This is a genomic window from Aeromicrobium sp. EU05-FHT14F07 (assembly GCF_058790455.1).
The window spans coordinates 91,963-102,344 of the sequence record NZ_JBYTCR010000007.1 but is presented as its reverse complement, the minus strand read 5'-3'; the positions used below and the strand labels follow the sequence as shown (position 1 = coordinate 102,344).

Annotated in this window: 14 protein-coding genes; 6 read left to right on the top strand and 8 right to left on the bottom strand. The window is 71.7% G+C overall.

Annotated features, from left to right (window positions below; all coding sequences use genetic code 11):
- Nucleotide 1: 1 nt before the first annotated feature.
- Nucleotides 2–1,060, top strand: a complete 1,059-nt coding sequence (locus AC3WRM_RS08675) for an FAD-dependent oxidoreductase (RefSeq protein WP_492247890.1) — start codon at nucleotides 2–4, stop codon at nucleotides 1,058–1,060.
- Here the strand turns inward: AC3WRM_RS08675 and AC3WRM_RS08670 are convergent.
- Nucleotides 1,038–1,514 (bottom strand): MarR family winged helix-turn-helix transcriptional regulator, encoded by a 477-nt coding sequence (locus AC3WRM_RS08670; RefSeq protein WP_492247891.1) that lies wholly within the window; start codon nucleotides 1,512–1,514, stop codon nucleotides 1,038–1,040. The genes AC3WRM_RS08675 and AC3WRM_RS08670 overlap by 23 nt on opposite strands.
- Nucleotides 1,515–1,587: 73 nt before the next feature.
- On the opposite strand from AC3WRM_RS08670, the gene AC3WRM_RS08665 reads away from it, so the two are divergent.
- Nucleotides 1,588–2,031 (top strand): Rid family hydrolase, encoded by a 444-nt coding sequence (locus AC3WRM_RS08665; protein ID WP_492247892.1) that lies wholly within the window; start codon nucleotides 1,588–1,590, stop codon nucleotides 2,029–2,031.
- On the opposite strand, the gene AC3WRM_RS08660 is transcribed toward AC3WRM_RS08665, so the two are convergent.
- Both AC3WRM_RS08660 and AC3WRM_RS08655 read right to left on the bottom strand, forming a co-directional pair.
- The gene (locus tag AC3WRM_RS08660) at nucleotides 2,009–2,998 is read right to left on the bottom strand and encodes an adenylate/guanylate cyclase domain-containing protein (protein ID WP_492247893.1); all 990 of its coding nucleotides are present in this window, start codon (nucleotides 2,996–2,998) and stop codon (nucleotides 2,009–2,011) included. The genes AC3WRM_RS08665 and AC3WRM_RS08660 overlap by 23 nt on opposite strands.
- Nucleotides 2,995–4,002, bottom strand: a complete 1,008-nt coding sequence (locus tag AC3WRM_RS08655) for an alpha-hydroxy acid oxidase (RefSeq protein ID WP_492247894.1) — start codon at nucleotides 4,000–4,002, stop codon at nucleotides 2,995–2,997. The genes AC3WRM_RS08660 and AC3WRM_RS08655 overlap by 4 nt, the downstream gene beginning before the upstream one ends.
- 65 nt (nucleotides 4,003–4,067) lie before the next feature.
- Here AC3WRM_RS08655 and AC3WRM_RS08650 point away from each other — a divergent pair, with 65 nt between their 5' ends.
- Complete coding sequence (locus AC3WRM_RS08650; RefSeq protein WP_492247895.1) at nucleotides 4,068–4,310, top strand: hypothetical protein; 243 nt, start codon at nucleotides 4,068–4,070, stop codon at nucleotides 4,308–4,310.
- Nucleotide 4,311: 1 nt separating this feature from the next.
- The gene (locus AC3WRM_RS08645) at nucleotides 4,312–4,731 is read left to right on the top strand and encodes a TA system VapC family ribonuclease toxin (RefSeq protein WP_492247896.1); all 420 of its coding nucleotides are present in this window, start codon (nucleotides 4,312–4,314) and stop codon (nucleotides 4,729–4,731) included.
- A 1-nt stretch (nucleotide 4,732) separates the two neighbouring features.
- Here AC3WRM_RS08645 and AC3WRM_RS08640 read toward each other — a convergent pair whose 3' ends face one another.
- Genes AC3WRM_RS08640 through AC3WRM_RS08625 form a run of 4 tightly spaced genes read right to left on the bottom strand, consistent with a single transcriptional unit; the run spans nucleotide 4,733 to nucleotide 7,493 of the window.
- Nucleotides 4,733–5,473, bottom strand: coding sequence for an amino acid ABC transporter ATP-binding protein (locus tag AC3WRM_RS08640; protein WP_492247897.1), 741 nt, complete (start codon nucleotides 5,471–5,473; stop codon nucleotides 4,733–4,735).
- Nucleotides 5,473–6,360, bottom strand: a complete 888-nt coding sequence (locus AC3WRM_RS08635) for an amino acid ABC transporter permease (RefSeq protein WP_492247898.1) — start codon at nucleotides 6,358–6,360, stop codon at nucleotides 5,473–5,475. Before AC3WRM_RS08635 ends, AC3WRM_RS08640 begins: the two co-directional genes overlap by 1 nt.
- Nucleotides 6,315–7,181, bottom strand: coding sequence for an ABC transporter substrate-binding protein (locus tag AC3WRM_RS08630; protein WP_492247899.1), 867 nt, complete (start codon nucleotides 7,179–7,181; stop codon nucleotides 6,315–6,317). Before AC3WRM_RS08630 ends, AC3WRM_RS08635 begins: the two co-directional genes overlap by 46 nt.
- Before the next feature lie 27 nt (nucleotides 7,182–7,208).
- The gene (locus tag AC3WRM_RS08625; protein WP_492247900.1) at nucleotides 7,209–7,493 is read right to left on the bottom strand and encodes a YciI family protein; all 285 of its coding nucleotides are present in this window, start codon (nucleotides 7,491–7,493) and stop codon (nucleotides 7,209–7,211) included.
- 59 nt (nucleotides 7,494–7,552) lie between these two features.
- On the opposite strand from AC3WRM_RS08625, the gene AC3WRM_RS08620 reads away from it, so the two are divergent.
- The gene (locus AC3WRM_RS08620) at nucleotides 7,553–8,098 is read left to right on the top strand and encodes a PadR family transcriptional regulator (RefSeq protein ID WP_492247901.1); all 546 of its coding nucleotides are present in this window, start codon (nucleotides 7,553–7,555) and stop codon (nucleotides 8,096–8,098) included.
- On the opposite strand, the gene AC3WRM_RS08615 is transcribed toward AC3WRM_RS08620, so the two are convergent.
- Nucleotides 8,046–8,297 carry an SCO4848 family membrane protein gene (locus AC3WRM_RS08615; RefSeq protein WP_492247902.1) on the bottom strand — a complete coding sequence of 84 codons (252 nt, stop codon included), beginning with the start codon at nucleotides 8,295–8,297 and terminating at the stop codon, nucleotides 8,046–8,048. The genes AC3WRM_RS08620 and AC3WRM_RS08615 overlap by 53 nt on opposite strands.
- Nucleotides 8,298–8,306: 9 nt before the next feature.
- On the opposite strand from AC3WRM_RS08615, the gene AC3WRM_RS08610 reads away from it, so the two are divergent.
- A complete protein-coding gene (locus AC3WRM_RS08610; protein WP_492247903.1) occupies nucleotides 8,307–10,382 on the top strand; it encodes an FAD-dependent oxidoreductase in 2,076 nt (691 codons plus the stop codon).

Genomic DNA, 10,382 nt, shown 5'->3' with positions numbered 1-10,382 from the left:
CGTGGACGTCCTGCAGAGCGTGGTCATCGGTGCCGGGCAGGCGGGGCTGTCCGCCTCGTACCACCTCGCGCGACGAGGGGTCGAGCACGTCGTCCTCGACGCGGACGACGCGCCGGGCGGGGCCTGGCAGCACCGGTGGGACGCGCTCACCATGGCCGACGTGCACGGGGTGGCCGACCTGCCCGAGGCGCCGCGTCCGCCTGCCGAGGGACACGAGCGGGCCAACGTGTTCGTCCCCGCGTACTTCGCGGACTACGAGCGTGCGCACGACCTGCCCGTCGAGCGGCCGGTCGCCGTCGACCAGGTCACGTCCGACGGCGACCTGCTCGTCGTGACCGCCGGACAGCGGGAGTGGCGCAGCCGGACCCTGGTGAACGCGACCGGCACGTGGCGCCGGCCCTTCGTCCCCCGCTACCCCGGCCAGGAGCTGTTCCGCGGTGAGCAGCTGCACACCGTCGACTACCCCGGGCCCGAGCACTTCCGCGGGAAGCGGGTGCTGGTGGTCGGCGGCGGCGCGTCGGCCGTGCAGTTCCTGGGTGCGCTGCGTCCGGTCACGGACACCCTGTGGGCGACCCGACGCGAGCCGGTCTGGCGCACCGAGCCCTTCGACCCGGAGGCCGGACGCGAGGCGGTCGCCCTCGTCGAGGAGCGGGTGCGGGCCGGGCTCCCGCCGCGCAGCGTCGTGAGCGTCACGGGCCTGATGCTGCGCGAGCAGGAGCGCGAGGCCGAGCGGCTCGGCGCCTACGAGCGGCTGCCGATGTTCGACCGGCTCTCCGCCGAGGGTGCCTGGTGGGGCGACCACCTGGAACGGGTCGACGTCGTGCTGTGGGCGACCGGCTTCCGCCCCGACGTCGACCACCTCGCTCCGCTGCACCTGCGCTCCCCACGCGGCGGGATCCAGCTCGGCGCGACGCTCGCGACGTCGACGACCGCCGTCGCCGACCCGCGCGTGCAGTTGGTCGGCTACGGGCCGTCGGCGTCGACCATCGGCGCGAACCGTGCGGGGCGGGTCGCCGCGAACGCCGTGGTGCGGACGCTCAGGAGTGGTCCTCCGGCCTGACCCGCAGGCGCTCCGCGATCCGCGCCAACGTCGCCTGCTCATCCGCCGTCAACTGGTCCAGGGCCTCGCGGCGCACCGCGTCGACGTGCGTGGGCGCGGCCGACTCCACCACCTCGCGCCCCTCGTCGGTGAGCGCCACCAGCGTGTAGCGCCCGTCGTCGGGGTCGGGCGTGCGCTCGACCCAGCCGCGCGCCTCGAAGCGCTTGACGACGTTCGACAGCCGGGAGAGCGACCCGTGGGCGAGGTAGGCGAGCTCGCTCATCCGCAGCCGTCCGTCGTCGACCTCGGAGAGGTGGCTGAGGGTGAGGTAGTCGAACAGGCTGAGTCCGTGCTCGCGCTGCAGCGGCGCCTCCAGGCGGCCGGGCAGCAGCAGCACCAAGGAGGCGAGACCGGTCCAGCCCTCCTTCTCCGCCGGGCTGAGCCAGCGCACCGGGTCGTAGGGGTGGCGGGCCATGGGCGTCAGCGTAGTCGGCGGCGTCCTCGAGCTATGACTTCATGCATGAAGTGAACAGTGGTATGTTGACTTCATGCATGAAGTCAACTCGCCCGAGTCCCGCTTCTTCCTCACCCCCGGGGACAACCCCGTGTCCCGCTTCCAGGAGCAGCTGGGCTACAGCCAGGCCGTGCGGGTCGGCGACCGCGTCGAGATCTCCGGGCAGGGTGGATGGAACCTCGACCTGACGTTCCCCGACGACCTGGAGGCCGAGATCGTGCAGGCCTTCGACAACGTCGCGATGGTCCTCGGCGAGGCGGGCGTCGGCTGGGCCGACGTCGTGTCGGTGGACTCCTTCCACCTCCCCGACGCGGACGACCAGATCGGGGAACGGCCGACGCGGGTCATGGTCGAGCAGATGCGTGCGCGGACGGGCGGACACCGACCGATCTGGACGCAGGTCGGTGTCGCCGCCCTCGGCGCGCCGGGCATGCGCGTGGAGATCCGGGTGACGGCTACCGTTCCCGCTGACGCTTGAGCGACCACGGCTCGAGGTGCTCGTAGCCCTTGACCGACACCCGGCGCGTGCGACGCAGACGGAACTCCTCGTGGTCGAGCAGCTCGGCCAGCTCCGCGTCCACCAGCACGCGCGCAGGTCGCGCCACGGACGTCAGGCGGGCCGCGATGTTGACCGTCGAGCCGAACACGTCGCCCAGACGCGCGAGCACCGGACCGTACGCGAGCCCCACGCGGACGTCGGGGAACTGCTCGTCCGCCTCGACCCGCTCCACCAGCTCGAGCGCGAGGAGGGCAGCCTCCGTCGGGTCGTCGACGGTGAACAGCGCCTCGTCGCCGATCGTCTTGATCACCTGCCCGCCGTGCTGGACCACGAGCTCCGTGACGACCCGTTCGAACCACTCGACCATGGCGCCCAGCGCGCGCGGGCTCATCTGCCGGCTGCGCGACGTGTAGCCGACGATGTCGACGAACCCGACCACCAGCTGACGCTCCGTCTCCGAGCGCACGTCGCGCAGCGCGATCCGCGACGCGGTCGCGAGCAGGTGCCGACGCCAGACGTAGCCCTGCACCTCCTCGACCATCGGGATCACCTCGGCGAGCACGTCGAGCGGGGGCTGCTCCCCGTCCTCGGCGGTCTGCAGCACGCCGAGCAGCAGCCTCGTCTGCCAGTCGGCGAGCCGGGCGAACGTGCGGCCGAGGGATCGGACGAACTGCGGGAGCCGGTCCTCCTCGAGCACGCCGAGGTCGATCAGCCGCTTCGTCACCCGTAGTGCCTCGACGTCGGCCTCGGTGAACGCGACCCGGTCGTCCTCGACCTCGGGGAAGCCGAGGTAGCGCCACAGGCTGTTGGCGAGGTCGAGGTCCATGCCGGCCCGGTCGGCGACCTCGCGCTGGGTCAGCGTCGGGGCGCTGTCGAAGAGGTACTCGCCGGCGACGTCGATGAGCAGGCTCGGGTCGAACGCGGACTGTTCCGCGTGCTCGTTCATGCCAGGAAGGATAGGTCCAGATCGGCGGCCCTGGGGCAGCCGAGGAGGGCCAGGGTGGAGTCGAGCTCCGCGACCAGCTGCTCGAGCACCTCCTGCGCGCCCGCTCGACCGTCGCGCGCGAGACCCCAGAGGACGGGACGTCCGACGAGCGCGGCGTCGGCGCCGAGGCACAGGGCCTTCGCGACGTCCCACCCGCGCCGGATGCCGCCGTCCACAAGCACCGCGGCCCGTCCCGCCACCGCGTCGACGACCGGCGGCAGCGCCTCGGCCCCGGTGAGCACGGTGTCGAGTTGGCGGCCGCCGTGGTTCGACACGACGACGCCCGCCGCACCGACGTCGACGGCCCGCTCCGCGTCGTCGGCGCGCAGGATGCCCTTGAGCAGCAACGGCATGCCCGCCGCGTCGGCGAAGGCGTGCACGTCGTCCCAGGTGAGCGTCGGGTCGTGCATGGCGAAGATCTGCTCGGTCGTCAGCGGCGTCCCGCCCGGGTTGAGCGCGATCGGGTGGGTGACGCTGAACCCGGTCCGCTTGTCGCGCTCGCGCCAGCCGGCCACCGGGAAGTCGACCGTGAGCACGAGCGCCTCGTAGCCGGACTCCCGCGCCTCGGCGACGAGGTCGAGCGAGACCTGACGGTCCTTGAACACGTAGAGCTGGAACCAGCGGTCGGGACCGGCCACCTCGGCCACGTCACGCGGCGACGTCGTGGTCTGCGACGACAGCACGAACGTCGACCCCGTCGCGGCGGCGGCCTGCGCCGTGCCCCGCTCGGCGTCCTCGTGGGCGTGCCGCTGGTAGGCCATCGGGGCGACCACGAGCGGGTGGGCGCGACGTCGGCCGAGCAGCTCGACCGACAGGTCACGCTCGCCGACGTCGACCAGCACCCTCGGCGCGAGCCGCACCTCGCTCCAGCTGGTCTCGTTGGCCCGCAGCGTCAGCTCGTCACCCGCGCCGCCCGCGAAGTAGCCGTGCGCGCCGGCGCCGAGCAGGTCCTCGAGGTCGTTCATGGGGTGAGACTACGGCGTGGGGAGCGATGCTTGATGCGTGATGTGTCTTCGGGCATGCTGGAGGTATGCGCACCACTCTCAGCGTCGATCCCCGCGTGTTGGCCGTCGCGCGCGCTCGTGTCGCTGCGGGTCTGGACGCGAGCATCGGCGAGGCCGTCTCCACCCTCGCCCTGGCGGGGATCGAGTCCACCCAGGTCCGCTCCGATCCCGAGCCGGCGACGAGGAACGGCATCGTCCTGCTCCCCTCCGACCCCGGCGCCCCGGTCGTGACCGACGAGATGGTCGCCGACCTGCTCGACGAGGAGTGAGTTGGACCTCCCCGACGTCAACGTCCTGCTGGCCCTGACCCTGCGGGAGCACGTGCACCACGAGTCCGCCCAGGGCTGGCTCGAGACGGTCCAGACCTTCGCGACGACGCCCGTCACCGAGGCCGGACTCGTCCGGCTCTCGATGAACCGAGCAGTCACGGGTGCTGCGGCATCGATCGACCTGAGCCTGGCCGCGCTCCGCAGCATGAGGGCACATCCCCGCGCGGTCTTCCTTCCCGACGACACCTCCCTGGCGGAGCCGCACGTCGACCTGACCGGCCTCGTCGGTCACCGCCAGGTGACCGACCTGCACCTGCTCAACCTCGCGGCGCAGCACGGGGCACGGCTGGTCACGTTCGACACGAGGTTGGCGTCGACCCTTCAGCCCGCCGATCGCGCCCACGTCCTCACCCTGCGCTGAGTCAGGGGCGGAACCGCGCCAGGAACGCCGCGGTGCGCGGGTCCTGGGGTGCGTCGAACATCTGTTCCGGCGGGCCGATCTCGACGATCTCCCCGTCGGCGAGGAACGCGACCACGTCGCTCGCCTCGCGGGCGAAGGACATCTCGTGCGTCGCCATGACGACGGCGATGCCGTCGGCGCGCAGGCCCTTGACGACGTCGAGCACCTCGCCCACCAGGAGCGGGTCGAGGGCCGACGTGATCTCGTCGAGCAGCAGCACCTCCGGCTCCATGGCGAGCGCACGCGCCAGGGCGACGCGCTGCTGCTGGCCCCCGGACAGGGAGTCCGGCGACGCCGACGCCTTGTCGGGCAGTCCCACCCGCTCGAGCAGCGCACGACCACGGGCCCGGGCCGCGTTCTTCGACACGCCGGCGACCTTCGTCGGGCCCAGCACCAGGTTGTCGAGGACGCTCAGGTGAGGGAACAGGTTGTAGGCCTGGAACACGATGCCCACCCGACGGCGCACGGCGTCGACGTCGACCCGCGGGTCGGTGACGTCCTGCTCGGTGCCCTCGCCGTCGGTGAGCCAGACGGTGCCGTCGTCGACGGTCTCCAGGAGGTTGATGCAGCGCAGCAGTGTCGACTTGCCGCTGCCGGACGCACCGATCAGGCACACCACCTGCCCGGGCTCCACGGTCAGGTCGATGCCCTTCAGCACCTCCGTGCCACCGTACGACTTGCGGACCTGCTCGATCCTGAGCATCAGACCACCCCCGCCTGGCGCCGCATGCTGCGCAGTGTCAGCCAGTCCGCGAACCGCGCGATGACGATCGTCGCGGCGATGAACACGACGGCCGCGACCACGAGCGGCGTCGAGATGAAGTCGCGCTGGCCGATGATGTTGGCCTGCCGCAGCGCCTCGACCAGGCCGATCACCGACAGCAGCGCGGTGTCCTTCTGCAGCGAGACGAAGTCGTTGATGAGGGGCGGCACCTGGCGACGCAAGGCCTGCGGGAGCACCACGTGGCGCAGCGTCTGGCCGTACGTCAGGCCGAGGGCCCGCCCGCTCGCCCACTGCGTGGGGTGGACCGAGAGGATGCCCGCCCGGACCACCTCGGCCACGTACGCGCCGTAGCTGAGGCTGAGCGCGATGACGCCCAGCCAGAAGAGGCTGGTCGGTGCGCCCGCAAGCCGCAGGGCGGGGACGCCGAAGCCGACGAGCAGCACCACCAGCAGGGTGGGCGTACCGCGGAAGACGTCGGTGTAGATCGTCGCGAGCAGGCGCAGCGGTGCCATCGCCGGCGTCGGCACGACGCGGACCACGGCCACGACGAGCGCGATGACGAGGATGAACACCTCCGCCACGAGGAACAGCCGGACGTTCAGCCAGAACGCGCTGGTGACCGGTCCCCACGCGGCGCGGAAGTCGTCGGCGTCGAAGTACGTCTGCCGCACGCGGTCCCAGCCCGGTGAGCTGACGATGCCGAGCCAGAGCAGCCCGAGCACCACGACCGTCGAGACCGCCGCGACCGACCCGCGCCGCAGCGCCCGGGAGCGGCGGTACCGCTCCCGGGCCTGCTGGCGCTCGCTCGGCTGGTGGGTGCTCAGGACTGGCTCAGCTCGGGCACGTCGACGGCGTCCGACAGCCACTGCTGCTGCAGCTTCTCGAGCGTGCCGTCGTCCTGGAGCGCGTCGACGGCGGCACTGACGCACGGCGTCAGCGGGGAGTCCTTGTCGAGCAGCAAGCCGAACTCCTCGGACTCACCCGTGCGCGGCTCGAACTGGCCGACGAGCTTCGCCCCGTCGAGCTCGGCGGCGACGAGGTAGAACGCCGACGGCACGTCGGCGATGATCGCGTCGACCTGGCCGTTCTGCAGCGCCTGGGCGGCCTTGGTGGTGTCGTCGTAGACGAGCGGGTCGGTCGTGAGCCCGAGCTGCTGCGTGGCCTCGAGCGACGTGGTGCCGACCTGCGCGCCGACCTTGGCGTCCTTGAGGCCCGCGAGGCTCGTGACGTCGGCGTACTTCGAGTCCTTCAGGGTGATGACCCCCTGCTTGGCCTTGTAGTACGGGCTGGAGAAGTCGACGACCTTCTCGCGCTCGCTCGTGATCGAGAACTGGTTGATGTCGAAGTCGAACGACTTGGCGCCGGGCTTGATCGCCTCGTTGAAGCCCTGGGTGACCCACGTGACCTTCTCGGGCGCGAAGCCGAGCTTCTCGGCGACCGCGCGGGCGACCGCACCCTCGTAGCCCTTGCCGTTCGCGGGGTCGTCGTCGGCGAACCACGGCTCGTACGCCGGGGAGTCGGTCGCGATCGTCAGCGTGCCGGCCTTGTACAGATCGAGGTCGGCGGGCTTGCACTGGTCGAGGGAGACCGAGGCAGCGTCGTCGGACGAGGAGGACTCGTCGGCGGGGGCGCAGGCGGCGGCGAGGGCGAGCGTGGCAGCAGCGGCCGCGAGGGGGGTCAGGCGCATGCCGGAAATCGTACGGCGCGCCTCCTGTCAGGAGTCGAAGTGCCCGCTCAGTGGACCGAGGACCGGCTTCCAGTCGCGCACCACGTGCTCGGCGACGAAGCCGGCTGACACGAACGGGTCGGCTGCCACGAGGGACTCGACCTGCTCGCGCGTGTCGGCTCGGAAGACGAGCAGGGCCTCGCGGCTGCTCGACGCCGGCCCGCTCACGAGCAGCTCGGGCAGGTGGGCGAGGTAGTCCCGGTGCCCAGCGCGCAGCGTCGCGAGCTGGTCCTCGGGGGCTCCGTAGGTGTAGGTCACGGCGAAGATCGACATGGAGCCAGCGTAGGCGGCGCGGTTGCTGTGCAACTGGTTGCATATGTACTCTCGGACGCATGGCCCTGGAACACGCGATCCTCGTGTCCCTCGCGGAACGCTCGGGCACGGGCTACGAGCTCGCCCGCCGCTTCGACGCCTCGATCGGCAACTTCTGGAAGGCCAGCCACCAGCAGATCTACAAGGTGCTCGGTCGCATGGAGGCCGACGGCCTCGTGACGTCGGAGGTGGTCGCGCAGGACGGCCGCCCCGACAAGAAGGTGTACGCGATCACCGACGCCGGTCGCGCCGAGCTGGCCCGGTTCACGACGGAGCCCTCGGCGCCCGAGCCGTTGCGCTCCAGCTTCGCCGTGAAGCTCCGTGCGCTCGAGCACGGCGACCGCGACGCGATCCTCGCCGACGTGCACCGCATGCGGGCCCACCACACCGAGAAGCTCGCCTACTACGAGACGAGCGCCGAGCGCTTCTACCCCGACCCGGACGCGCTCGACCCCGCCGACGTCGGCCCGTACCTGGTGCTGCGGGGCGGGATCATCGGCGAGCAGACGGCGCTCAGCTGGTGCGACGAGATCCTCGAGCGCCTCGAAGGGCGCGCACCCCGATGACGAGCACGCAGATGCCCAGCGTCATCGCCGCAGTGATGAGCACGGCGTGCACCCACAGGAACGAGGTCGGCGCGCTGCTCCACGCCTCGCCGGACCACGCCCGGTCGTCGTCGACGATCGCCTTCGCGAACCGCGGCCAGATCACCACGTTGAACACGCCCGCCACGACCAGCGCCCACGCCGAGACTCTCGAGATCACAGGACCAGTATGAGCAGCCCGATCACCCAGCAGTTCTCCCAGCCTGACCACCCGGACTACCCGCACCTGCTGACGCCGCTCGACCTCGGCCACACGACGCTGCGCAACCGCGTGGTCATGGGCTCGATCCACAGCAAGCTCGAGGACCGCCGCAGGGACCTGCCGAAGCTCGCCGCCTACTTCGCCGAGCGCGCCAAGGGCGGCGTCGCCCTCTCCGTCACGGGCGGCTTCTCGCCCAACCGCACCGGCTGGCTGCTGCCGTTCGGCGGCACCATGAACAGCCGCTCGTTCGCCGACGCGCACCGCGTGGTCACCGACGCCGTCCACGAGCACGACGGCAAGATCGCGATGCAGATCCTGCACGCCGGGCGGTACGGCTACCACCCGTTCGTCAAGAGCGCGTCGCGCCGCAAGAGCCCGATCAGCCCGTTCCGCCCGCGCGCGTTCTCGGCGAGGGAGATCGACCGCACCGCCACCGACTTCGCGAAGGCCGCGGCCCTGGCGAAGCGCGGCGGCTACGACGGCGTGGAGATCATGGGCTCCGAGGGCTACCTCATCAACCAGATGATCACGGCCCGCACGAACACCCGCGACGACGCGTGGGGCGGGACCGCCGAGAAGCGGATGCGCTTCCCCGTCGAGATCGTGCGCCGCACCCGCGAGCTGGTCGGCGACGACTTCATCGTCATGTACCGCCAGAGCCTGCTCGACCTCGTCGACGACGCGCAGTCGTGGGACGAGACCGTCGAGCTCGCGCTCAAGCTGCAGGACGCGGGCGTCTCGATCATCAACACCGGCATCGGCTGGCACGAGGCCCGGGTGCCCACCATCGTCACGTCGGTGCCGCGCGCCGCGTTCGCACCGCTCACCGGGCGGCTGCGCGAGGCCCTCTCGGTGCCCGTGGTCGCGTCGAACCGCATCAACACGCCGGAGGTGGCCGAGCAGGTGCTCGCGTCCGGCCAGGCCGACCTCGTCTCGATGGCCCGACCGCTGCTCGCCGACCCGGACTTCGTCGCCAAGGCCGCCGAGCGGCGCAGCGACGAGATCATCACCTGCATCGCGTGCAACCAGGCCTGCCTCGACCACACGTTCAAGAACCAGCGCGCCACCTGCATGCTCAACCCGCGCGCCGGGCACGAGACCGAGCTGGTGCTCCTGCCCACGCAGCGCGTCAAGCGTGTCGCGGTCGTCGGTGCCGGGCCCGCCGGACTCGCAGCCGCCGTCGAACTCGCCGGCCGCGGCCACCGCGTCGAGCTGTTCGAGGCCGACGAGACGATCGGGGGCCAGTTCAGGCTCGCCGCCCGCATCCCCGGCAAGGAGGAGTTCGTCGAGACCCTGCGCTACTACACGCGCATGCTCGAGGTGCGCGGCGTCACCGTGCACCTCGGCCGTCGGGCCGACGTCGACGCCCTGCGCCTCTTCGACGAGGTCGTGCTCGCGACCGGAGTCGAGCCGCGGGTGCCGTCGATCCCCGGCCTCGACTCCGGCGTCGGCCCCACCGTGCTGCGCTACGACGAGGTGGTCGGCGGCGGGGCCGAGGTCGGGCACACCGTCGCCGTGCTCGGTGCCGGCGGCATCGGCTTCGACGTCGCCGAGTTCCTGCTCCACGACCCGCACGAGTCGCTCGAGCACTGGATGGAGCGCTGGGGCGTCACCGACCCCGCGCTCCAGCGCGGCGGCCTGACCACCAAGGTGCAGGCGCCCCCGCGTCGCCAGGTGTACCTGCTGCAGCGCAAGCACAGCGCGCACGGCAAGGGCCTGGGCAAGACCACCGGCTGGGTGCACCGCCAGACGCTCAAGGACTCCGGCGTCGACTTCGTCGGCGGCGTCACCTACGACCGCGTCGACCACGAGGGCCTGCACGTGACCGTCCGCTCGAGCGAGAAGGACGAGACCGGCGAGGAGCTCTTGCTCAAGGTCGACACCATCGTCCTGTGCACCGGACAGGAGTCGGTGCGCGACCTCGTCGAGCCGCTCGAGGCGGCCGGCGTGACCACCCACGTCATCGGCGGCGCCGACGTCGCCGCCGAGCTCGACGCGAAGCGCGCCATCAAGCAGGCCACCGAGCTGGCCGCGCGCCTCTGA